This is a genomic window from Nostoc sp. KVJ3 (assembly GCF_026127265.1).
Lineage (GTDB): Bacteria > Cyanobacteriota > Cyanobacteriia > Cyanobacteriales > Nostocaceae > Nostoc.
Genome location: NZ_WWFG01000001.1, coordinates 3,503,152 through 3,527,778 on the forward strand (window position 1 = coordinate 3,503,152; position 24,627 = coordinate 3,527,778).

At 42.2% G+C, this 24,627-nt stretch carries 19 protein-coding genes and 1 tRNA gene; 7 read left to right on the forward strand and 13 right to left on the reverse strand.

Annotation, left to right across the window (positions count from 1 at the left end; translation table 11 throughout):
• Positions 1-3: 3 nt before the first annotated feature.
• From GTQ43_RS13915 to GTQ43_RS13925, 3 genes are all read right to left on the reverse strand, one after another.
• Positions 4-1,173: a ParM/StbA family protein gene (locus GTQ43_RS13915; protein ID WP_265273188.1), complete on the reverse strand. Its 1,170-nt coding sequence runs from the start codon at positions 1,171-1,173 to the stop codon at positions 4-6.
• A gap of 240 nt (positions 1,174-1,413) precedes the next feature.
• Positions 1,414-2,037: a DedA family protein gene (locus GTQ43_RS13920; protein WP_265273189.1), complete on the reverse strand. Its 624-nt coding sequence runs from the start codon at positions 2,035-2,037 to the stop codon at positions 1,414-1,416.
• 546 nt (positions 2,038-2,583) lie between these two features.
• Positions 2,584-3,666: a Gfo/Idh/MocA family protein gene (locus tag GTQ43_RS13925; RefSeq protein WP_265273190.1), complete on the reverse strand. Its 1,083-nt coding sequence runs from the start codon at positions 3,664-3,666 to the stop codon at positions 2,584-2,586.
• 310 nt (positions 3,667-3,976) lie between these two features.
• Here GTQ43_RS13925 and queC point away from each other — a divergent pair, with 310 nt between their 5' ends.
• The gene (queC, locus tag GTQ43_RS13930) at positions 3,977-4,654 is read left to right on the forward strand and encodes a 7-cyano-7-deazaguanine synthase QueC (protein WP_265273191.1); all 678 of its coding nucleotides are present in this window, start codon (positions 3,977-3,979) and stop codon (positions 4,652-4,654) included.
• Between the two features lie 60 nt (positions 4,655-4,714).
• On the opposite strand, the gene GTQ43_RS13935 is transcribed toward queC, so the two are convergent.
• Positions 4,715-6,130 (reverse strand): hemolysin family protein, encoded by a 1,416-nt coding sequence (locus GTQ43_RS13935; protein WP_265273192.1) that lies wholly within the window; start codon positions 6,128-6,130, stop codon positions 4,715-4,717.
• A 106-nt stretch (positions 6,131-6,236) separates the two neighbouring features.
• The gene (locus tag GTQ43_RS13940; RefSeq protein WP_265273193.1) at positions 6,237-6,938 is read right to left on the reverse strand and encodes a hypothetical protein; all 702 of its coding nucleotides are present in this window, start codon (positions 6,936-6,938) and stop codon (positions 6,237-6,239) included.
• A 296-nt stretch (positions 6,939-7,234) separates the two neighbouring features.
• On the opposite strand from GTQ43_RS13940, the gene GTQ43_RS13945 reads away from it, so the two are divergent.
• Positions 7,235-7,307: transfer RNA gene (locus GTQ43_RS13945), tRNA-Ile, on the forward strand.
• Between the two features lie 95 nt (positions 7,308-7,402).
• Here the strand turns inward: GTQ43_RS13945 and GTQ43_RS13950 are convergent.
• Positions 7,403-7,837 (reverse strand): hypothetical protein, encoded by a 435-nt coding sequence (locus tag GTQ43_RS13950; RefSeq protein WP_265273194.1) that lies wholly within the window; start codon positions 7,835-7,837, stop codon positions 7,403-7,405.
• A 105-nt stretch (positions 7,838-7,942) separates the two neighbouring features.
• Between GTQ43_RS13950 and pyrE the strand changes: the two genes are divergently transcribed.
• From pyrE to rdgB, 3 genes are all read left to right on the forward strand, one after another.
• A complete protein-coding gene (gene pyrE / locus GTQ43_RS13955) occupies positions 7,943-8,566 on the forward strand; it encodes an orotate phosphoribosyltransferase (RefSeq protein WP_265273195.1) in 624 nt (207 codons plus the stop codon).
• A 132-nt stretch (positions 8,567-8,698) separates the two neighbouring features.
• On the forward strand, positions 8,699-10,135 hold the full coding sequence (locus tag GTQ43_RS13960) for a phosphoglucomutase/phosphomannomutase family protein (protein ID WP_265273196.1): 1,437 nt from the start codon (positions 8,699-8,701) through the stop codon (positions 10,133-10,135).
• 86 nt (positions 10,136-10,221) lie between these two features.
• Positions 10,222-10,797 (forward strand): RdgB/HAM1 family non-canonical purine NTP pyrophosphatase, encoded by a 576-nt coding sequence (gene rdgB / locus GTQ43_RS13965; RefSeq protein ID WP_265273198.1) that lies wholly within the window; start codon positions 10,222-10,224, stop codon positions 10,795-10,797.
• Positions 10,798-10,956: 159 nt separating this feature from the next.
• On the opposite strand, the gene GTQ43_RS13970 is transcribed toward rdgB, so the two are convergent.
• The 3 genes from GTQ43_RS13970 to thiD form a co-directional block, all read right to left on the reverse strand.
• A complete protein-coding gene (locus GTQ43_RS13970) occupies positions 10,957-11,295 on the reverse strand; it encodes a P-II family nitrogen regulator (RefSeq protein ID WP_194002436.1) in 339 nt (112 codons plus the stop codon).
• Positions 11,296-11,641: 346 nt separating this feature from the next.
• Complete coding sequence (locus GTQ43_RS13975; protein ID WP_265273199.1) at positions 11,642-12,250, reverse strand: cell division protein ZapB; 609 nt, start codon at positions 12,248-12,250, stop codon at positions 11,642-11,644.
• A gap of 187 nt (positions 12,251-12,437) precedes the next feature.
• Positions 12,438-13,259: a bifunctional hydroxymethylpyrimidine kinase/phosphomethylpyrimidine kinase gene (gene thiD / locus GTQ43_RS13980; RefSeq protein WP_265273201.1), complete on the reverse strand. Its 822-nt coding sequence runs from the start codon at positions 13,257-13,259 to the stop codon at positions 12,438-12,440.
• Positions 13,260-14,176: 917 nt separating this feature from the next.
• Between thiD and GTQ43_RS13985 the strand changes: the two genes are divergently transcribed.
• Entirely contained in the window at positions 14,177-17,395 is a 3,219-nt protein-coding gene (locus GTQ43_RS13985) for a choice-of-anchor D domain-containing protein (protein ID WP_265273202.1), read from the forward strand.
• 637 nt (positions 17,396-18,032) lie between these two features.
• Here the strand turns inward: GTQ43_RS13985 and apcB are convergent.
• Positions 18,033-18,542 (reverse strand): allophycocyanin subunit beta, encoded by a 510-nt coding sequence (gene apcB, locus GTQ43_RS13990; protein WP_265273203.1) that lies wholly within the window; start codon positions 18,540-18,542, stop codon positions 18,033-18,035.
• 361 nt (positions 18,543-18,903) lie between these two features.
• On the opposite strand from apcB, the gene glnA reads away from it, so the two are divergent.
• Positions 18,904-20,328 (forward strand): type I glutamate--ammonia ligase, encoded by a 1,425-nt coding sequence (gene glnA / locus GTQ43_RS13995; protein ID WP_265273204.1) that lies wholly within the window; start codon positions 18,904-18,906, stop codon positions 20,326-20,328.
• Positions 20,329-20,450: 122 nt separating this feature from the next.
• Here glnA and GTQ43_RS14000 read toward each other — a convergent pair whose 3' ends face one another.
• The 3 genes from GTQ43_RS14000 to GTQ43_RS14010 form a co-directional block, all read right to left on the reverse strand.
• A complete protein-coding gene (locus GTQ43_RS14000; RefSeq protein ID WP_094327996.1) occupies positions 20,451-20,651 on the reverse strand; it encodes a hypothetical protein in 201 nt (66 codons plus the stop codon).
• A gap of 1,616 nt (positions 20,652-22,267) precedes the next feature.
• Positions 22,268-22,495: a heterocyst-inhibiting protein PatX gene (gene patX / locus GTQ43_RS14005; protein ID WP_265273205.1), complete on the reverse strand. Its 228-nt coding sequence runs from the start codon at positions 22,493-22,495 to the stop codon at positions 22,268-22,270.
• Between the two features lie 107 nt (positions 22,496-22,602).
• Complete coding sequence (locus GTQ43_RS14010; RefSeq protein WP_265273206.1) at positions 22,603-24,408, reverse strand: FAD-dependent oxidoreductase; 1,806 nt, start codon at positions 24,406-24,408, stop codon at positions 22,603-22,605.
• Between the last annotated feature and the right edge of the window lie 219 nt (positions 24,409-24,627).

The following is a 24,627-nucleotide window of genomic DNA, read 5'->3' on the forward strand; positions in this document are numbered from 1 at the left end:
GCTTTATGCCCTAGCAGCGCGATTGGAGGATAATTGTGCCTCTCCATAAATATACTGCCCCAAAGCATTCGCCTGTCGTGAAGGTGCTGCTAAATGAGCATTAATCTTTGCTTCCTTGAGGAGACGTTGAACATCGTCCCAGAAGAATTCGCCACCCCCGCCAGTCAGAATCACATCGGTGACGCGTTCTGGCAACCAGGCTAGCACACGGCTACAAATTTCGCGTGAAAACATCTCTGTGAGGTTGGGAAGAAAATCATCGAGGTTGGTGGGCTTGCTAGCGCCTTTAGGACGGTAATATCGTTCACCTCTGGGTTTGTTCACAGCAGAAATTAGGGCGAGAGATTGACTATCTGCTCCTTCGATTTCGGCAGACACCAATTCATAAAACTTATTCATGCCGAAGTCTTCGCTCTTAGAAGCACCTCTGGCAAAACGGAAGTTATCTACCATCAAAAGATCGACGGTTTGATGTCCAATATCGACGATCGCCACCGATATTTTTGTAAAATCGGGACTGCCCGGATTTTTCTTTGGTTGAGCTTCAGACCACAGCAAACTGCCATAGCCCTCTGGCATTACCCATACCTTGCTAACGTTCAGGGATATAGATTCGCCTCGGAAGTTCAACACATGAGGGCCACCCACTTGGCTAATCAACTGTGCTTTTTCCTTTTCAAATTGCTCTAAGGAAAGAAAGGGCAGACCTAGTACAACTGAGATATCGTCTCTGAGCTTGAAGTAGCCAGCACTTGCTAACACTTTTACCAGTGCAGCCTCTACTTTAGATTGGCCGACTCCTAGATTCGCCCCAAAATCTGCTGCTAGTTGACCAACAGCATACCCATTTCCTTGATACTCCAGCCACAAATCCATTAAGGGATCAGTAGCTCTGGCTTCAAAAACACCGCCGCGGACTTGTTCTATTGACATCTGCTTGACGTTGGCAGGTACAAACACCACACTGCCGGGTTCACGACTCACACAAGTTTTTGTGGAAGTTCTACCTAAATCAACACTGAGAATAGTTTTACCGGAACCACCGCCTGGCTTGGTAGTGGAAGGAGGATTATTATTAACAGCATTTATGGGAGTCGTAGATGCTAACGGCTGCCGATTCATGGGTATGGCAGCACTATTCATCGGGTTAGCGGCGGAAGGTTGGTCTGTCATGAAAGCTCCTAGTTCAAACTTAACTGTAAAAAGTTGTCATGCTCATCTTACAAAAATGCGAGCAACCAGAAATTCTAGGTTGCGTCAAGTGTAGCTAGAAATACGCCAAAAATTAATTCGGGTCATATCTCCGATAAGCTCATGCCTTCGCACATCTAGTATTATTTGGCATAGTGTAGGCGAATTTTGGCCAGATGTAACCCCTGCTTTTACTGCTTTCAAACCAAAAGCGTCCGTGTTTCATCTTCTAGTACGTCTCAACTGGCGCTTGAATATCCAGAAAACAAATGCTAGAACCAAACTCCCAAGTACGATTTTGGATACAGGAGCAAGGTACTTGTCCACAAGTTCATACTGACTACCCAAAGCGTATCCTGAGTATGTTAGCAAACCCACCCAAGCTGCGCTACCTAATGTTGTGTAAAACAAGAATGGCAGCAAGGGCATATTGCTGATCCCTGCGGGAACAGAAATCAAGGTGCGGATTCCTGGTACAAGGCGACCAATTAATACTGCTTTTCTACCTTGCCGATCAAACCACTTTTTGGACTTGGTGATATCTTTACTAGATATAGCCAGCCATTTGCCATACTTGTCAGCCCAAGCTTTCAAACGAGTTTCGCCCAGAAACTTACCCGGATAATACCAAATAAGTGCGCCCAATACAGAACCCAAAAGTCCTGCAAAAAACACTCCAAAGATATTCAGCTTTGCCCCTCCCGGTTGATATGGACTTGCTGTAAATCCAGCCAGTGGCATAATCAATTCTGAAGGAATCGGGGGAAAAACATTTTCTAGGAACATTAGTAAGGCGATTCCCCAATGACCAAAATAGTTGATAGTATTAGTTATCCATTCAAGCATTGAGTCAATTCCTGAAATTACTACACTAGTCTTGATTACTAAGATTCAGCCTTAGCTTTTTTAAAAGTTAATTATCGCTGCTTGTTAGAGTCAAGGTAACTTGGCTGCACTAAACGGAGAAATAGAGTAAGACGAGTGCAAGCTAGTGGTCTATCGGATTAATTTTGCAAGGTTTGTAGTGAGCGATAAATCGCTCAGTTTCAAGCACTGAAGTGCTTACTACAAACTCATCAAATTAATGAGACAGAGTAATAGTGGTCTATCGGATTAATTTTGAGGCTTAGAAAAGTTCGTAGTTACTAGCTCTAGTCCTTGACATTGAGCGATAAATCGCTTACTGCGAACCTTACAAAATTCATGAAACGAACCACTAGGTTTTATTTTCTAATTTTTTAGATCCTCCTTAGTCAGTTTTGTAAAAAAGCTAGGGAGGATCTAAAGACTTGATGGCAAATTTAATAAAGATACTGGGGGTTTTCTTCCAAGGTTGCATCTGTGGGAGAGCAGGGGGACAATTTTACCTTGTCCCCCTCATCCCCTTTTCTTCTAGGCTGTCGGGGTCAATGATTGTACTCTTGGTTCCGACTGCCAGTCTAATGGATTCCAAACTCGATCTTCCAGCGCCATCTGCTCAATTAAACTTGCCAGTCTTAGCGCTTTAAGAGCTTGTTCACCACCTACTGAGGGTTGATTGCCACCGTGTACGCAGTTGACAAAATGTTCTAATTCTGCACTCAAGGGTTGAATATTGCTGGTGTAGACTTTTTCAATCACACCGTCTTGCCTATAAAGTACTTGTCGGTGGTCGGTGAGAGAATTTGCCGTGGTTTGTCGGTGTATCAAAATTTCATTCTTGAGAAAGTCTGCCTCAGTGAATGAACTTTTGCAATGGGCGACAATCCGGCGAATTTTGCGGTGGGTGACTTTACTGGCTGTCAGAGTGGCAACAATACCATTGGCAAAGCCCAAGGTGGCGGTTACATAATCTAAATAACCAGAGTCCAGGGAGCGAGTTCCGCTAGAAGTCAATTTGGTGACTGGGGAAGCAGCTAGTTCTAAAAGGAGGTCGATGTCATGGATCATTAAATCCAGCACAACCGAAACATCGTTTGCCCGATCTGAGTAAGGACTCATCCTGTGGGCTTCTAGCGCCAGCAATTCCTCTGTTTTCAGAACTTGGCTCAGTTCTTTAAAAGCTGGGTTGAAACGCTCAATATGGCCTACTTGCAGGATACACTGAGACTCAGCTGCCGCATTTACTAGAGACTCTGCCTCAGAAATACTGGCTGCGATGGGTTTTTCAATCAAAACATGAATTCCCGCTAGCAGACAGCTAATACCCACGGCATAGTGCAGACGGGTGGGAACAGCTACACAAACTGCTTCCACAAGGGGTAGCAGGTCACAGTAATCTTCAAAAAAACGCACCTTGTACTTGCTGGCAGTTTCTAATCCTCGTTCGACGTTAATATCTGCCACTCCGACCAGTTCAACATCTTTCATTGAACTCAGCACGCGAGCGTGGTGTTGTCCCATGTTACCCACTCCAATCACGCCTATGCGGATTGGTCGTGGCTGGTTACGCTGTGTATATAGATTGGGTTCTGCCACTGACATGCTATCTTGCACTATTATTCTCTCCTCAACCACCAAATTTAGAGACGCTACGGCCGTTGGCGTTTATACTCGAAAGCCAGTTACGATCCGTCTAAAACCATCCAGATGGTAACATAGAGCCTATGTTTATGAAGAATTTCAAAGTTTGCGATCGGTTCCCGTAATCTAAATATCTTTTGTATAGATAGTTTTGGTTTACTTTGCCCTTGCTACTTTCTCCAAAAAATATATGTCTTTTTATTAACTTTAAAAAATTCAGTAGGTTCATGGCATCTTGTTAAGGTGTGATTTAGCAATTTAAAATCCAAAATTTGCAACCGAGATGAAAGCTGTAATTCTGTTATCTGGGGGATTGGACTCTTCCACAATTTTGTACAAAGCTAAGGCTGATGGCTGTGAATGTCATGCTATTTCCTTTGATTACCAGCAGCGACATCGGCGAGAGTTACAGTCAGCCCTTACCATCGCTCAAAAGGCTGCGATCGCAAAACATCAGATAGTTAATTTTGATTTACGGCAATGGGGTGGTTCCGCACTTACCGATGATGCGATTGATTTACCTCAAGAGCGATCGCTTGATGAAATGTCTCAAAATATTCCTGTGACTTATGTTCCGGCTCGTAATACTATATTTTTAAGCTTTGCTCTTGGTTACGCCGAAGCGATCGCGGCTGAACGTGTCTATATCGGTGTCAACGCCTTAGACTACTCAGGATATCCTGATTGTCGCCCCGATTATATTCAGGCAATGCAGGAAGTTTTTCGCCTGGGAACCAAACAAGGGCGGGAGGGACAACCAATTAATATTGTTGCACCCCTAATAAATTTAAAAAAAACCGAAATTATCCAACTGGGGAACCAATTAGGAGTTCCTTGGGAGCTAACTTGGTCTTGCTATTCGGGTGATGATGTTGCTTGCGGTGTATGTGACTCTTGTCGCTTAAGGTTAGCAGCTTTTGCCGAATTAGGACTCGTTGATCCAGTGGCGTATGCAGGGTAGAGGCATTGGGCATTGGAAAGAGAAGGAAAAAACTTATTCAATAATTCCCCCTTGTCTCCCTTATCCCCCCTGCTCCCTGCCCCCTGCCCCCTCATCCACCACCTCTAGGCGTTGCAGTTGAATTTGATGCAAGCGTGGGCCAACAATTGAGACCACAGTGAATTCGAGATTTTCATAACAGAAGGTTTCGCCTTTGACAGGAATTTTCTGTAACTGATACAGCAAAAAGCCGCCTAATGTCTGGTATTCTCTTGTCAGGGGTAAATTGAGATGTAAAACCTCGTTGAGGTCTTCGAGGTTAATCTGTGCCTGTACCAAAAATTTCTGCTCATCTAACATCTGAATCAGTAAGTCGTCATTGCTTTCAGGAACGCTTGCATCGCCGATGATTTCGGCAATAACATCTTTGATTGTCACCAGTCCCACAATAGAGCCAAATTCATTCACTACCATGACCATAGCGGGTTTCTCTTGCTGCATCATGGGCAAAAGTTCACTCAAGGGCGTGTGTTCTGGAACAAATCGGGCGGGACGCATCCAAGATTGGATTTGTGTCTCTAAACTGAGTTTTCCCACAGCTAAAGGTCGTGCCAAATCTTTAAAATAAACAATGCCGCGAACATCGTCTAAAGATTCACCAATTACAGGATAGCGAGAGTAACCAGTAGAAGCCATTTCCTTGAGTAAGGTTTGGAAGGTAGCATCTTTTGGCAGCGTGATAATACTAGTGCGGGGGATCATCACATCTTGGGCCATGACATTCCCGAATTCAAAGACATTATTGAGCAATTCTCGCTCTGCACGCTGTAAACCAGTAGACCCCCATTCTGTAGAGATAATCAGCTGTAATTCTTCAGGAGTCACAGGTGGTCTCCAGCCTTGACCTGTGTATTGGATACCAAAAATCCGCAATAAAAAACGAGTTGATTGGTTGAGAATCCAGATGAAGGGGCCAAAAAAACGTACGATCGCTTTGACCGAAGGCCCCAAAAATCTCGCTAGCTGTTCTGAGTACAGCATGGCTAAGGATTTGGGACATAGTTCTCCGATCACAATTTGCAAATAGGCAATCAAGAAAAAGGCAATAGGAATTGATAGGGAATGGGCGAGGAAGGTGGTTATGTTACTTGGCAAAGGCCAGGATCTCAGCCATGCATTGACTAGCACGACAATTGTACTTTCACCAATCCATCCCAGTGCCAAACTAGAGAGGGTAATGCCTAACTGAGCGGTAGATAGGAGTCGGTCAATACTACGTTGTAGCATTTCCACAGCGATCGCTGGAATATCCCCAGCCTTAACTAGCTGGTGAATACGCGATCTCCGCACGCTGACCATCGAAAATTCCGCCGTCACGAAAAAGGCATTTATGGCAATCAGTAGTAGCACTGACAATAACCGCAGCGCTACATCCGTCCAAACTAAATTAGGAAAACCACTCACTGCCAAAGCTTGTGTAAAACTCACGCCCTCCATTTTTGGATTTTGAATTTTGGATTTCGGATTAAGTTTTAAGTATTAAGAACTCGGTAAATTACTTAGTACCAAGCCCCCAATCTAAAATCTAAAATCTAAAATTGCTCTACCTTCCTACAGGAATATTCGATGCCTCTAGCTTCAATTTCTGAGCAGGATAATCAGTAAGAGCAAGTGATATTTTCTTGACATCATCAAGTAAAGCTGTGGGAATGCTCACTGTACCTGAAAATGCCGGCCCATTTACAGGTAATTCTGTTGGTAAACCTTCTGTACTTGCACTCAGAGTTCTTCCTTTGTCATCGGTAACATCTAAAAAACTATACAGGAAGCGTACAGAATCCTTACCTTTGTTCTGCATTTTCACTTTCAGTAGCAAATCACCACCAGAGTAGCGGGCAGATTGTACAGTCATAGTTACGCCATCACTTTGGGCAGTAACTGGAAAGCCTGGTAAGGGTTTTTCTTCAACCACTTCTGGGGGTTTTTCCTCTGGCTTCTGCTTGCTGCTATTGGTTTCTTCATCATCTTCTTCTAGCTTTTCTGATTTAGCAGCCTTGGTCTTACCGTCAATTCGCGCCTTGACAATTTTCAGAATCTCTTCCTCTTTTAATAGCACTAGCCCTCCCTGTTGGGAGTTATTTGTCTTATTACTGGCAAATTTGGTCGTGGGACGCCCATCAGGTGTGGTAACGCCTTTAAGTGCTGAACTCCCTAGTCCAAAGCCCAAAAACGCGCTCACAGAACCTGCTCCCATCATCAGGATTAACAAAATCAAAGTAAGAAGTACAGTAGAATTTATTTTCATTGCTGACAAGCTATCACACAAGAATGCTGGTCTGTTTAAGAATAGTGAAGCTTTTAACCTCAATCCTTAAAGGAACTTAATCAATATTAGTCTGCACTATTCCATGATTAAATTATGTAGTATAAAAATCTGGTGAACCAGAGTCTAGTATTCCCACGTGGTAAATTTATGTTATAATCATGGAATTGGCTAAACTTAGTGTATAAAATATTTTTCTCACTCTAAGAATTAGTAAATAAGGTTAACTGGAGAGTTTGAGTAATTGACTCTTATGAACCAGAAAGCCAACAAAACAAGCGCCTTTGGCCGATTGGGGAGGCAACGAACTCATAATTCGTCTTCAGGCTGGTTCGATTCCAGCAGGGCGCACTAAATTATTAAAAAGCAGTAATAGACGGAATTAGGTGATAGGTGACAGGTGATTGGGAACAACCTATTCCCTATTCCCTATTCCCTTCTTAATGTTACCGAGGTGGTAAAGTTTCAAACTTGAATTCAGTTCCTAGTTTGAGCTTATTGCTATTCAAACGGGGAGACATCATCAGCGATGTGTCATAAGGATTTGGTAAATCAGGAGTGCGAATATAAGGATCGTTGCTAGCTTGCTGAGTCAGGACATCATGATATAAAGTGTTAACCAACTCAGCATCGTGAGCAATTTCATTTTCTGGGAAGGAACCACCAAAACCGGAACCAGATCCAAAAAATGAGTCTAGCTGACGCTTGAGGCTGCCATTTTCATAGAAATTGCGATCGTGACTAAAATAAGCCCGTTCAAATACATCATTCGTAGTTTCAGTTTTGGGGGTTGCGGTTTGAGCAGATGCAATCGAGGGAAAAGCAATACCAGCAGCAAGCAGCACCAATAAACCACCAAAGGGTTTAAATTTTATACGCACGTTTCTGACTCCTCAATTTTCGTTTTGGGCAATCTTAATTTATGCTTAAGTTCAGAACTCTGATGAGTTCAACCTTTGGTGTAGCACAACTTTTAATGTTTTGTAATGACGTATCCTACTGAAACTCTTACCCACTCAGATATTTGGGCAAGCACTGCTGATTTGACCACCTTGCGCTACAAGTTACTAGATTTATTTTCTCAACTGGCTTATCAAGAGGGAGATTTTATTCTCGCTTCTGGGCTACGTAGTTCTTATTATGTCAATAAGATGCAGGTAACACTGCATCCTCAAGGAGCTTTGGCTGTTGGACGATTGCTATTTCCTTTACTACCTGTAGATACCCAGGCTGTAGCAGGTTTAACAATGGGGGCTGATCCAATGGTGACAGCCGTGAGTATAGTTTCTGTTTATGAAAACCGACCAATACCAGCGCTGATTATTCGCAAGGAAGCCAAGGGTTATGGGACAAGAGCTTATATAGAAGGCCCCAATTTATCAGAGGGTGCAAAAGTAGTAGTTTTGGAAGATGTCGTTACAACTGGGCAATCTGCTTTGAAAGCGGTTGAGCGTCTTAAGGATGCAGGTTATACCGTAAATCAAGTAATTTCACTGGTAGACCGACAGCAAGGGGGAGGTGAGTTGTATGAGTCAGCTGGGTTGAAATTTGAAACTTTGTTTTCGATTCAGGAAGTTCAGGAACGCTACCGACAACTTAGGAATTCATAAGTGTCACCGAAACAGCACTCCTGAATCGCCAAATTACAGATTGAGGAAGTCAGGCTTTATTACTAGATTCTTTTTTTACTTTATACACTGTATAAATGCTAGAATCCTCAAGTAGACAGTTAGGATACTTAGATGCCAGTTGTAGCTAACTCAATCAAGTTTGGTACAGACGGCTGGCGGGGCGTTATTGGTGACGAGTTCACCTTTGAACGCCTAGCCCTGGTCGCACCAGTCGCCGCAGAAGTATTATATAATACATATTTTTCCCAAGTAGGTAGCCGGACAATAATTGTCGGTTACGATCGCAGATTCATGGCCGAAGACTTTGCTCGTGCTGTCGCCGATAGTGTCTCTGCTGTCGGCTTTGATGTCCTAATGAGCGATACCTTTGCCCCAACCCCGGCTTTTAGTTGGGCTGCAAAACAACTCAATGCTTTAGGAGCATTAGTAATTACAGCCAGCCATAATCCGGGCGCATATTTAGGGTTAAAAGTCAAAGGATATTTTGGTGGATCAGTACCGCCAGAAGTCACAAAAGAAATAGAAGAGCAGTTATTGGTGGCAGTACCACTAGCAACTACCCCAGGTAAGCAAGAGAAATTCGATCCCTGGCCCAGTTATACCCAAGCACTAGAAGGTAAAGTTGATATTGCCAAACTTAGAGAAGCGATCGCATCTGGCAAATTGACGTTATTTGCTGATGTCATGCATGGCGCTGCTGCTGGCGGATTGGCAAAATTATTAGGCAATCAGGTAAAAGAAATCAACTCAGAACGCGACCCCCTCTTTGGTGGTGGTGCGCCGGAACCCTTACCTAAATACCTTTCAAAGCTATTTGGAGTCATCAAAGCTCACCGAGAAACCGATAAATCAGGTTTAACGGTGGGGTTGGTATTTGATGGAGACTGCGATCGCATCGCAGCAGTAGATAAAGAAGCTAACTTCCTAAGTTCCCAAGTATTAATCCCGATATTAATCGACCATTTAACCCTGCGGCGCGGCTTTAGTGGCGAAATAGTCAAAACTGTTAGTGGTTCCGACTTAATGCCCCTTGTAGCAGCACTACATAACCTATCAGTGTTTGAGACAGCAGTTGGTTATAAATACATCGCTGACAGAATGTTAGTTGCAAAAGTGTTGCTGGGTGGCGAAGAATCAGGAGGAATTGGCTATGGCAGCCATATTCCCGAACGCGATGCGCTGCTGTCAGCATTGTATGTGCTAGAGGCGATCGTCGAATCTGGTTTGGATTTAGGTGAATATTATCGCCACTTACAGAAACAAACAGGGTTTACCTCAGCTTATGATCGCATCGATTTACCCTTAGCAAGTATGGAAGTGCGATCGCGTCTTTTGCAACAACTGCAAAGCCAACCCTTAACGGAGATTGCCTCTTTAGCAGTGATTGATTGCCAGACAATTGACGGCTACAAATATCGTCTCGCAGATCAAAGCTGGTTAATGATTCGCTTTAGTGGTACTGAGCCAGTTTTACGCCTCTACTGCGAAGCCCCGACAATTGAGCAAGTGCATCAAACTCTTGCTTGGGCGAAACAGTGGGCGGAGTAAAATTAGTGAGGAGTTGAGAGTTAGGAGTTAGAAATTAATAACTCATAACTCATCACTCCTAACTCCTAACTAATAATTTGTAATTCATGACATTACTTGTAGTAGCTACAGGAAATCCAGGTAAGTTGAGGGAAATGCAAGCTTACCTGGATAATTCCGGTTGGGAATTAACCCTTAAACCTGAAGAATTGGAAATTGAAGAGACAGGCGAAACTTTTGCCGCTAACGCTTGTCTGAAAGCCTCACAAATTGCTAAAGCTACAGAAAACTGGGCAATTGCTGATGATTCGGGCTTGCAAGTAGATGCCCTAAATGGCGCACCAGGGGTTTATTCTGCACGTTATGCCAAAACCGACTCAGAACGGATTGCTAGGCTATTGAGGGAATTAGGCAACGAGGTAAATCGACAAGCTCAGTTTGTTTGTGCGGTAGCGATCGCTCGTCCTGATGGTGCGATCGTATTACAATCTGAAGGTATTTGTTATGGCGAAATTCTTCACGCACCTCGTGGTGATAGTGGTTTCGGCTACGACCCAATTTTTTATGTGCAAGAGTTGCAATTGACCTTTGCTGAGATGACACGGGAGTTGAAGGGGTCAATTAGCCATCGAGGAAAGGCTTTTACAGCTTTACTGCCGCAACTGGAAAGAATTAGGAGTTAGGAGTTAGGAGTTTGGAGTTAGGAGTTAGGAGTTTGGAGTTTGGAATTATGCTAAATCTTCATTCATTTAGTCATGGCTCACACCTTATAACTTTTAACTCCAAACTCATAACTACCTAACTCACACCTCATAACTTTTAACTCATAACTCCTAACTTTTTTAAACTGCTTCTGTGTTCTTTTCGCCGGTACGAATCCGAATCACTTGCTCAACAGGCGAGATGAAAATTTTACCATCGCCGATTTCACCAGTGCGGGCAGCAGAAATAATTTTGTCTACTACCATATCAACTTGATTATCGTCAACGACAATTTCCACTTTGAGTTTTTGTAAAAACTCAACGGTGTACTCAGAACCGCGATACCGTTCAGTTTGGCCTTTTTGCCGTCCGAACCCCCGAACTTCAGAAACAGTCATGCCAACAATCCCAGCATTAACCAAGGCAATTTTTACCTCATCTAGCTTAAATGGACGGATAATGGCTTCTACTTTTTTCATCTTCTTGACTCCTGACTTCTACTAGCTTCGTTTATATATCTAACCAGATCCTTTGTCTGAAGCTGTAACTACCAGTGCTTTTCCTAAAACATATGTAATAATTACAACTTTTTTAAAGTGTAGATGCTTTACCTAAGAGCTTTGGACATCAGAAGCCACAAGGTTTGATTAATTGGATGATCTTTGAAGTTTTAACATAAAAAAGTACTGTCAAATTAGCATTTTACGTAGCTTTCATAACCTAAAAATAGATAAATTCCGCTAATTAAGTAGATATGCTTAGATATTTAGAGAGCGATCGCAGAGAAATTGCTGGCTAACCTGCTGCTGAGTGTGGGAATGTCAACTAATGTTTCTGATGTTCAAACAAGGGACGCACAACGAAATATCCAGCACTAAAGGCAGTAAGCATAATTAACAAGATGGTAATAATTAACCACCAGCCATTGAGTCCCTTGACATCTGGATCGGTAGCGGAATAATAACTTACTTGTTGCTCTTCTATAAAAACTGGCTCTTGTATCGGGAAATTAATTTCCATTACAGGTGGAGAAAAGCTTTGGTGGCGGCTTTTTTGCGGTGGGACTTTGGGGACAACAGGTGAACGCGGATGAGATACCTGCTGAGGTGGAGGTACTTGGGTTGCTGGCTGTTTAGCGCCACTTTTCACATACCCAGGATCTTGGGATACTTGGTGATAACTAGGTTGAGCTTGGGAATCCACAAACTTTTGCAAATGAGAAAAAGACTCAACTACTTTGGTAATTTCTTGGCGTAATAGTTGATTTTCTTGTGCTAGTTGCTGATTTTGAGTGGTGAGTGCATTTAGCCTTGCCTGTGCTGCTTGCAACTCTGTTGATAATTCCCTGTATACAGATAATGGTACAGAGGGAGGGTAGGCTTGAGTAGTCGGTGTTGGCGAATTCCTGTGAACAGAACCTATGGTTGTTCGCATCGGGGGCTTGGTATTAAAAATCAAGGTAAGTAGATCGTACAGAGATGCTAACAGAGATAGTCAACCCTGAAACTATGCCCAAGAATAATAGAAAAATTCCGAAAGGGCAAAGATTTGTTATTGGGCATTGGGCATTGGGCATTGGACATTGGTTGCTCCTTGTCCCCCTCATCTCCCTACTCCAAGGTTAATTTCGTAACAATGGGAAGAAGTGTCCCACAGGGCCTTGTCCTTCGCCAATATCTAGGGCGTAAGTGAGTGCAGTCGTTACATACTCCTTTGCCTGTTGCACTGATGACCATAAGTCATTTCCCTTAGCCAGATTAGCAGCGATCGCAGCCGATAGTGTGCAACCAGTACCATGAGTATTTTTTGTCTTTACTTGCTGGCAAGTCAAAATTTCCAACTTGTCCCCATCAAACCAGATATCAACACCACGTAAATCTCCTTGCATACCTCCGCCCTTGACTAAAACAGCCTTTGTCCGTAAAGTCTGGTGAATAATTTCAGCAGCAGCTTGCATATCCTCCAAGGAATTAATTTGTAACCCGCTCAAAATCTGGGCTTCATAGCGATTCGGCGTGATTATAACTGCCTTGGGAATCAGGGTATGGCAAAGAGTCTTCACAGCATCATCATCAATTAATTGTGCCCCCGTACGTGACACCATTACTGGATCAACTACTAGATTCTCTATTTGTAAAGTTTCCACCTGCTGGGCAACAGCAAAGATAATTTCCTGATTGAGCAACATACCCGTTTTGGCAGCTTGTACGCCAATATCTTCAACTACTGCCTGAATTTGCGCCACAACAGCTTCTGTTGACATGGCATCAACTCTCTTTACTCCCAGAGTGTTTTGTGCCGTGACGCATGTTATGGCGCTAGTACCGTGGACACAATGAAAAGCAAAGGTGCGTAAATCAGCTTGAATTCCTGCACCGCCACCGCTATCTGAACCAGCAATGGTTAAAGCAACAGGTATTCTGAAGTTTATTTCAGTATTCATATTATAAAGTTTAGGTAAGTTGGCGCAGTTAAACCAAACTATCTCAAATATTGCTTGCAAAAAATATTTAGAGAAGCTTCATCAAACCCTTATACACAATGCTCTCTATTCCCATATCACTCTAGAAATTAATCGAACTGTGCGACGATACCTCCATAGTTTTTTTGAATTTGTTGTAAAAAAACTTACCACATTCCGAGCATTCACTGATATCAAGTGCTATTTGTAAAGGTTACTTTTAACTAAGTTCACAAAACCCAGTTACACCGCTTACAACAGGTTCAAGTAAGTTGTTACATTAGTTCCCTTAAGTTGAGGGTCAATCTACTAAAGTTTCAACCAATTTAACTGTTACCACTGTAACTTTAAATCCCCAGTTATCAGCCCGGAGGTGCATTTATACCATGCTGATTTGGCAACTTCCTGACTCAATACAACGGATAAAGTTCAGAGGAATTAGTATGTCAATTTACGATCGCTGTATCGAAAATAGCAGATAGTAAAGCTACCTCGCAAAGAACTGCGATGTCTACGATGGGCTATGCCTACGCAGTTGCTACAGATAAAGATACGATTCAATGCGACTCCATCACAGGATGTCAACAATAACCTCAGAGAAGACAATAAATGTCTCCAGCTTTGCATTGTGCGTCCATAAGCTAATCGTCCGATCGCCCTCAATAAAATACTGACGATATCAATATCCTGCTTTAACTATTACACAGTTAACAGGAGAAAAAAATCAATTTTCTAACAGCGTTTCTATCTATAACCGATGCAATTCCAAGTTGCGATCGGACAACTGTGACTGTCTGAAAAATCTAGACAGATATCCCATTCAAATAACTACTTAGCAATTGAGAAAAGTTGCTGACACTGTACTTCCAATTCCCCCTACACACATTCGGAGTAAATCTATGGCTAATACATACTACGTTTCTGGAACAGGCAACGATAAAAATAATGGCTTGAATGAGGGATCTGCATTTCGCAGCTTGGGTAGAGCGGTTTATCAGATGAAAACAGGCGACACCCTCTACGTCATGAATGGGACTTATGACAAAGGGATTACACTTTTTAACTTTAATGGCTCACCAGACAACTGGACAACAATAAAAGCCTATCCAGGAGATAAGCCTATCTTAAAATCACCGGGAGGTGGCATCAATATATTTAGCTCCTCATACGTGAGAGTTGAAGGACTTGATATAGAAGGAGATCGGGAAAATATCACTTTAGACTATGCCCTACAACAAAAGGATAACCTTAACAACATCTTGACCAATGCCAGTGGAATTAGTATAAAACCTTGGAAAAATAGTAATGGTGTTGGTGGTACTAACCCTCATCACATTGTTATCACTGGTAACACAATCAAAAACTTCCCAGGCGGAGGCATCGGGGCTAGTGATTCAGACTACATAACATTTGAAAAAAATATTGTGTCTGGAAACGCTTGGTATTCTCCTTACGGAACTCAAGGAATGGGTTTTCTCCGCAGTTTTAATTTTGATAACAACACTACTGACTACAGAATGATTATTCGAGACAACATTGTCTACGATAATCAAAGTCTAGTTCCTTGGACAGTAGCAGGCAAAATCACTGAAGGTAACGGGATTATGCTTGATACTGTACAGAAGGCTCAAGGTGATGTGCCCTATACTGGTAAGACTTTAATTGCCAATAACATAGTTTACAATAATGGTGCCGCTGGTATTGAAGTTTTCAAAACTACAAACGTAGATGTTGTCAACAACACCCTTTATCAAAATAGTCGTGTTCTCACAAATTCTGGAGAGATTGGTGTTGCTTACTCAACAAATGCGCGTGTCTTTAATAATATCCTGTATGCGCCTGACAATCAAAATTCCAATGTCATCAAATACTCTACAAATGTAAGCTTCGATCGCAACCTTGTTTATAACTCTTCTCAATTTCAAGCTTCAGACGATCTAAAGGCCACAGGATTGCAGAATATTTTGGGTAAAGATCCGCAATTTGTTGATGCGGCCAACAAGAATTTTGCACTTAAATCTGGAAGTGCTGCGATTGATGCTGGTTCTAGTCTTTTCAATGGCATCAGTACGAATACTCCGCAGGATGGTGATGGTAATGGCACTGCATTGATAGACATTGGTGCATACGAAGCTCCCCGCAACACCATTACTACCCCAGAAATTCAAGTTCTCAATGGCACAGTTGATATTGCAGATGGTAATACTACCGCTATTAACTTTGGCGATGTTATTGCTGGTAACATCCTGACCAAAACCTTTACCATCAAGAACACTGGTACAGCTGCACTCAACCTGAGTAATCTTAAACTTCCTGATGGATTTAGCTTGGTTGGTACTCTTCCAACCAGTGTGGCTGCCAATGCTTCCACGACCATATCTGTGGCACTCAATACCACTACACCAGGAACTTATAGTGGCACTCTGATTTTAAGTAACAACGATAGTAATGAAAGCCCCTTTGACTTTGCTATTAGTGGCACTGTTAAACCTGTTCCTACCCCAGAAATTCAAGTTCTCAATGGCACAGTTGACATTGCAGATGGTAATACTACCGCTATTAACTTTGGCGATGTTATTGCTGGTAACACCCTGACCAAAACCTTTACCATCAAGAACACTGGTACAGCTGCACTCAACCTGAGTAATCTTAAACTTCCTGATGGATTTAGTTTGGTTGGTACTCTTCCAACCAGTGTGGCTGCCAATACTTCCACGACCATATCTGTGGCACTCAATACCACTACACCAGGAACTTATAGTGGCACTCTGATTTTAAGTAACAACGATAGTAATGAAAGCCCCTTTGACTTTGCTATTAGTGGCACTGTTAAACCTGTTCCTACCCCAGAAATTCAAGTTCTCAATGGCACAGTTGACATTGCAGATGGTAATACTACCGCTATTAACTTTGGCGATGTTATTGCTGGTAACACCCTGACCAAAACCTTTACCATCAAGAACACTGGTACAGCTGCACTCAACCTGAGTAATCTTAAACTTCCTGATGGATTTAGCTTGGTTGGTACTCTTCCAACCAGTGTGGCTGCCAATACTTCCACGACCATATCTGTGGCACTCAATACCACTACACCAGGAACTTATAGTGGCACTCTGATTTTAAGTAACAACGATAGTAATGAAAGCCCCTTTGACTTTGCTATTAGTGGTACTGTTAAACCCAAAACTCAAGTTCTTAATGGCACAGCCGGCAATGACATCTTTACTACCCGACTAAACAATGGCAATGACATCATCACAGACTTTGGTGGTGTAGGTACTAGCTCAAATATTTCGACTGCGGCGATCGCCACAGTAGATACATTGCAATTTATTGGGACTGGCTTAACTGCGAAAAATCTGCAATTAACTCAAAATGGCAACAATTTAGAAGTCACATTTGAAAATGTGGCTAATACCAAAGTTACTCTGCAAAACTTTCAGTTAGAAAACATCGAGAACTTAGCCCCATCAACAACTAGACCTGTCATCGGTAATATCTTATTTGATGGGCAAGCTAGTCTTACGGATAGCTTTGATGTAATGAATGCTGATTTAACCCCAACTAGCGTTTTCAATAGAAACACTGTCACCTTCCTCAATGACTTGAACAATAACATTGTCGGTTTTGATGATTCTAACGATGTGATTAATGGTCAAGGGGGTAATGACACTATCGACGGTAAAAGTGGTGACGATTTACTGCGGGGTGGTACTGGTAACGATCTTCTCATTGGTGGTAAAGGCAATGATACTCTTGTGGGTGGTATAGGTGCTGATACTTTCCTTTACAAGAGCGATGCGGCTTTTACCAGTGCTGAGATTGGTATTGATACCATAACTGACTTCAATAGCTCTCAAGGCGACAAGATTGCTCTAAGTAAGACCACCTTTAACACCATTACTTCTGTTGTGGGAACTGGTTTTAGTAACAGTAGTGATTTTCAAGTCACCAGTTTAGGAGCAGTTAGCAATGCTGCGATTGTTTATGACCCTGTAACTGGGCAATTACTATACAATCAAAATGGTAGTGCTGCTGGTTTCGGCAGTGGAGGTCAATTTGCACAACTGACTGGTGTGCCTACCCTTACTGCCTCCGACTTCATCATTCAAGCATAGTTGCTTCAGGTCAACTTAAGAAGATAAACCCCAAACTTGCTGGGTGTAAGCGTCAATCTCTCGGTGACGCTTACATCCAACTATCAGTTTATTCCTATTTTCTTCTTTAGCTTTTCTTGACCAATTACTTGAACCAAAGCCAAACTGTGACCATTTAAAAATAAAGAGATGAATGGATATAAGATAAATAACTGATAGAGATATTAAGATATTCCTTTAAGAAGTCGAAGAAAAGCTGCACCGTGCAGAAATTCTAGATCATTAATACTCATATAACTGTTGCCAAAATTATTGATATCTATAATAAATATCATAGGAGCAAGTATAAAAATTTCCCAGTACTCATTCTCGTTGTACTACTAATTAGCGCTCTTCTATTACTCTTGTCAAATAAAAATCAGAATCCTTGATTTCTAAGGCTTTGATAAATTTATGGGTAGGTTGGGTAACACGAATGTTCAACCCAATCTTGTATCTTAGAAAGAGCGTTAGTGTGTCATAAACAAATAGTTTAGTTTTTCATATTAATAAAAGTAAACGCACCTTGCCAATCAAGCTAAGGTGCGATATGTGTTAAGTCCGCTTACGCCAACTTTATTTGTATAGTTCCGCGATTTTTAGTCACCAAAGCTAGATGCTAAATATCTATCTCGCTCAACTCGCGTGTGATGTGATCAAATGGTTCATCTACAAAAGCGGTATTAACCACACCTGCTGCTACTACTTGCTCCTTAATCAGATCCTTGAGAATCTGGATACCGCGAACTGTAGGCCCAATAGGTACACCTAGAGAATTGTAAGTTTCCCGTAGCCCTTGTAGCACTCGTTCATCCAACACATTTGTGTTTCCAGCAACCAGCGCATAGGTGGCGTAGCGTAAATAGTAATCTAGATCGCGCAGACAAGCTGCATAACGACGAGTTGTATAAGAATTTCCACCAGGGCGAATCAATTCTGGCAGTTCTTCATATAACTTTAAACCAGCCTGCTTGACAAGTGCAGCTGCATTAGAATTGATTGCCGCCGCCGCTTGTACTCTTGCTGTACCACTATCAAAGTAAGACTTCAGGCTATCGATCGCATTCCGGTCAAAATACCGACCAGCTAAGTCATAATTCTTAATTAAACTTGTTACCGCATCGCGCATTCTTTTTTCTCCCAATCCTTGCTATTTATGGTTTGATATTTATTTGGCTGCACTTATGCACCAGTAAATTTTTGTGCTATTTAAAATAGATTTGGCACAAAAACAATCTATCCACTATTTAAGGATTCTATGCCAAAGTTGACCCCTATATGATGAACTTTCCAGTTTTGTACAGATGAACGCTGAAAGGTTAATATAACCTGATAATCTAGATATCTGTAACATAAGCTACAAAATCCTCCAATGTCTACTATTTAAGATATTTCTGGTGTGTCACGGTCTGATTGAGATCAGCAGGGTTAGGATGCTTTGGAAGAAAGATTCTGGTTTACTTTAGGAAATTGGTAGAGAAGGAGTAACAATGACTACACCACAAGAACTCTTGAAGAGAATTCAAGATGAAAAAATTCAACTGATTGATCTCAAATTCATCGATACAGTCGGGACTTGGCAGCACCTCACACTGTACCAGAACCAAATCGATGAAACTGCATTTACTGATGGCGTACCGTTTGACGGTTCTAGCATCAGGGGTTGGAAAGCAATCAACGAATCGGACATGACGATGGTACTCGACCCCAACACAGCTTGGATCGACCCATTCATGGAAGTGCCAACGCTAAGTATAATTTGTAGTATTAAGGAACCCCGTACAGGCGAATGGTACAACCGTTGCCCACGCGTTATTGCCCAAAAAGCAGTAGATTACCTGGTTTCCACTGGTATTGGTGATACAGTCTACTTTGGCCCTGAAGCTGAGTTCTTTATCTTTGACAGTGCTAGATTTGCTCAAACCGCTAACGAAGGCTACTACTTCTTAGATTCCGAAGAAGGTGCTTGGAATTCTGGTAAAGCGGGTACAGCTGACAAACCCAACTTAGGTTACAAACCACGCTTCAAAGAAGGTTACTTCCCAGTCGCACCGACGGATTCTTTTCAAGATATCCGTACAGAGATGCTGTTGACGATGGCAGAATTAGGTGTGCCCATTGAAAAGCATCACCACGAAGTTGCGACTGGTGGTCAGTGCGAACTAGGTTTCAAGTTTGGCAAGTTGATCGAAGCGGCTGACTGGTTGATGATTTACAAATATGTCATCAAGAACGTTGCCAAAAAACACGGCAAAACCGTCACCTTCATGCCAAAACCAATTTTTGGCGACAATGGTTCAGGAATGCACTGTCACCAGTCCATCTGGAAAGGCGGACAACCTCTGTTCGCTGGTGATAAGTATGCTGGTTTGAGTGAAACCGCATTGTATTACATTGGCGGTCTGCTCAAACACGCACCAGCCCTGTTGGCCATTACCAACCCCAGCACCAACTCATACAAGCGCCTAGTACCTGGTTATGAAGCACCCGTTAACTTGGCTTACTCCCAAGGAAACCGTTCTGCTTCTATCCGTATTCCTCTATCTGGTACTAACCCCAAAGCCAAACGTTTGGAATTCCGTTGTCCAGATGCTACATCTAACCCCTACTTAGCATTTGCTGCAATGCTTTCTGCTGGTATCGATGGTATCAAAAACAAAATCCATCCTGGCGAACCCTTAGATAAGAATATCTATGAACTCTCTCCAGAAGAATTGGCAAAGGTTCCTTCAACTCCAGGTTCTTTAGAATTGGCGTTGCAAGCACTGGAAAAAGATCACGCCTTCTTGACAGAATCAGGTGTCTTCACAGAAGACTTTATCGGAAATTGGATTGATTACAAGTTAGGTAATGAAGTCAAGCAGTTGCAACTACGTCCTCATCCCTACGAATTTTATCTCTACTACGATGCTTAATTAAGTACCGTATCTAACTAAAAGTAATAAGTTTTGCCACCCTCTACTTTAGGGTGGCTTTTTTTTCCAGAGTTTTCAGTTGAGATATTCACTCAAAAAATCCAGCTTAAAACTCTTGGAACCTAGCTCATGGAAGCATGACTGGGCCCATAAATCATCCGAGTATTAGCATCTACCTTCCCTTGAATCGGGTTCCAGTAGTGGGATGCTTCTTCAGGAAGACCAAGTTCTTGTGCAGCCCTCATCAGTATTGATTGTTGGCGATTCTTGACTTGCTGGTGTTCACGCACCATTAATGCACGAGATTTATCTGCGATAGACATAATCATAGCCCTCTCTATTTGGTGAATATATAATTTTTCTCACAAGACTAATATAGCAAAAATTCTGTAGCATAAGCTACTTTTTACATAAATTTATGTTTGCTTTTGCTGACAATAGTTCAACGAAGAGGCAGGGGAAGGGGGTTCTTCGCTGGGGGAAATGACCCCAACCAAGAGCCGTGGAGCGGAGCGGAATGTGATTTGAACCATATTTTGACCAAACGGACACGATACGCTTCACTCCGCACTAGAACAACATATACTTCAAAGTTATAAATGGAGTCCAAAAACGTCAAAACTTAATTCCAGGGCGCAACGTGGGTTTTATAGTTCATTTGTACGTGTTCTTGAGCGAGAGCTTTTAAAACCAAGTATCGAGCGATCGCTTAATCACTGAATTTTCGACTAAACATATTTTTGAACCATATCGTGGACATTTTGAATCATATTTTGACCGAAAGTTTAAAATTTTCGACTAAATTAGTGTGTCTTGCTCGGCATTTTTTACCAAGTCTGAAAATAAAACTTTTAGTCGTATTATGGTTCACATTTAAAACACGCGGACATAATTTGATTCATAAAGTTAAGTTGTTGATTGGCTCAAAAGCTTGAAATTACGTTAACTTTTGGTCACGTTATGGTTCAAAATTTGGTCATGCAGGGGGTAAAATCACACGGAACATGGGTCTGAGTCCCCCAATAAGAGTTAAGTGGTTCTCGTTCAGGTGGGGTCGAATCCCCCTTTCTGTTCCTTCTCCCTGCTCCCTGCTCCCTTGCCTCTTTTTCAATTCATGGCGCAAATACAGCATTGGGCATTGGGTATTTCTCTCAACTCTCTTGTCTCTATTCCCAATTCCCTTTTCTTTAAGTAAAATTCATCTAAAAAGGGCAGATACAAAATTTTGTATCTGCCCTTGAGTGTAGAATAATTAAGTGGCTAAGATGATCTGTGCAGATCGTTCTTAATAGTTATTTCGTTGGTAGCCATCTGTGGGAAAAAAGAGCCAGGGTGCAAGAGTAGATCGTAAATAGTAATATTTGTTGCCAAGTGCAATAAACCTATACTACTTGTGCGAATCCATGTCCTAGATAAGCTCAGATGAAACAAAAGAAATTTTAGGCTTCGGCAAAGAACGCTAAACAAGTAGGGAAGAGAAGATAAATTAGTTGCCGATGTAGATAACCAGCTACTTAATATATCAGAAAAGCTATTGGGGAATAAAGTGAAGTTGCCTTAAGACTGTTTCTTCAACAAACAAAACGTTTGAATTAGATGTGCTTCAGATTAACTGATAGTCTAAATAACATCTATTTTTACAGCAGTTGAGGATTGAGACGCAAAGCTTCCCAGGAATATGAGCAACAGTAATGTAGCTTTTGATGAGTTGTTAATGCTGTTGATCGAGACACTTAATTTAATTTGCGTTTTGATCGCCAGAATTAAGACCAACTGATGATATACAAAGCTTGCAGTTGAAATACTAAGCGATCGCTGAAGATTTTCGTGTGTCAACTGTATATATCTCTGCCAGAAAAGCTGTGTGAAGAATATTAGCACAACATCGTGTTTTCTGGTATTTTAGTTCCTTTGAAAAAAAAGGCATTACCTACGGTAGTTAAACCACAACATAGGTATTTCCGAATTTTTGCGTTACTTCTCTACGCCCACTACCGCGATGACGTGGCGCATCATCTGGATTTTGTTCAGATGCTGCCGAAAGCCACTGTTCCGAAGTAGGCGTGGAAGGCAGCCCAGTTGATAAGTGATTGACCATTGCTTGGCAGTTAGAAGCTAAGGGGCCGAACACCAGACTCGAGACTAAAAGTGAAATGGCAGCACGCATAGCAGATGTCTATTTTGGAACTCTCCACTTCACTGATACTTAGCTTTTTGATTAATATCCGGATAATTCATCAAAAAGTATTGTGTTTTACTGAAAATAAACTCTTCTTATCCTCCGGTTAAATGTTCGACTAATAACCAATTACCAGAGTGGTTATGACGACCCCACAATGTAACTAATTGTTGGTGAGGACAAGTGCGTAATTGCTTGTCGATATGCGATCGCAAAGTCACAAGCTGCCAATTTTGCCCTTGATATGCGGCTGGTGCTGTGACAGTGAATCTGTATTCCTGCTGTTCCAAGCGAGAGAAAATGCCTTTGAAACAGTTACTTTCCCCAATTAATGCCTTGTCAAAAGTAGAGTCAGGGTACTCATTCTCCGATGGGCAAGGGCAATCGCCACTAACTGGATAGGCTTGTAGGTTATCTAAGTAATACACTTGCCAGTGGAGCCAATCCGAACGATTGGGTGGAAGATTAAATAAAGGAATAATTGCTGTTTTTGAGCGATTATCTGCTAATAAGGCTGTTTGCAGTGCCCTAACAGGTAAGTCCCTTGGCTGGCAATTTAACTCAACACACATCGCCGCCGCCATACCTGCTGCTTGACCAATGCCCATAACCACAGGTTGTAATCTGGTGGCCCCATTGGCAATGTGAGAGACAGAAATGTTCTTTTCACAGACTAAGAAACCATCTGTTGTAGCTGGAATCAGGGAACTGTAGGGAATTGTAAAGGGTGTCCCAGTCCAACGTCCGCCCCAACAGATAGATTTTGGTTGCAGTGGGAATTGAACATCAGGGTAATGATGATCGTTAGTGTAGTTACCAATTGCGATTGCATCACAAAACCTCGCATCATTAAATATAGATGCAACTCTCCCTCCAGCGATCGCCAAAATATCCTGTTCTCGGACAGTAGTTAGTCCCACCAAGCGGCGGCTTTCCCGGTAATAGGGATGCAGTGCAAAAGCTGTAGAGGCGTGAGGAAATACTTTTTCTGCTAAACCATAGCGCCGACCAAGCTGATTTTGAATAAAATGGGCAAAATTTTGGCTATGCCAGCGAGATTCTTGGATGAATTCACCTCTGGACACATCTGACTCTATCAGCCGCTCTAGTCTTTGGCCGTAGTCATTGCCACAGATTGGCCAATTAATCATAAATCGGCCACTAGGCAAACGTCCATAATTCAAAAATGTCTCTGCTCCATAGCCATCCCAAGCGCCTGTAAACTGGGATGGATTATAGTTAGGGGCAGCCAGAATTTCTGGTGCCGCAGCTATGCCCGTCGTAGACATCGCATCACCAAAGTCTTGCATAATCACTACATAAGTGGGTGCTTGCACCGGATATCTTTTGGTTAAAGAGTTAAAATCCACTGGGGCGCTAGGTTCTCCCCATTCAGATTGCAATTCCCAGCCCCAACGGTGAGGTATCTCAGCTAAAGCTAATAAATCACCTAATTCTGTGCCGTCGAGAATAATTTTGGCTGTGACAGCAAAATCAGCAAAGCGCACACCACTAATAGAATCACCTTGGCGATAAACATCTATTGGTACTTGTCCAGAAATCCAGTGCAGATTTGGCAATTCCTGCACCCAATCAGCAAAAATCTCTGCCCCAATTTGAGGATCGTAACTAAAAAAGCTGACCCAGCTATTATCTAATCCTCCGGGTTGTCGTTGCCGCAATTCCTGCAAAAACGCACCCCATAACCCCGTTTGAAAGGCTTCTAACTCGTTACCATCGGGTGCAGATACTCCAGCCGCAGTTAGCATTCCCCCCAACCAAGGAAATTCACTCACAAGAATTGTTTTGGCTCCCCGTCGCGCTGCTTGGATAGCAGCCGTAGTTCCTCCGGTTCCACCACCCACAACTAAGACATCGGATGTGTATGTCTGATGAACCATTTTTTACCTCATTGGAATGTACCCAGTTAGGCTACATCAAACAATGTAGTTTTAATATCCGTTGTCAAAGAAAGGTATAAATAACTGTATTCAAAGTAAAAGTCAAGGCTTAAGTAATTTTTACGAAGACGCAACAGTATTAATTAGTCTACGCTCTGGGTAATAAGGTTACTCTGATAAATTTATGGGACTTTACGAAATCAAGAATGCATTCAAGAG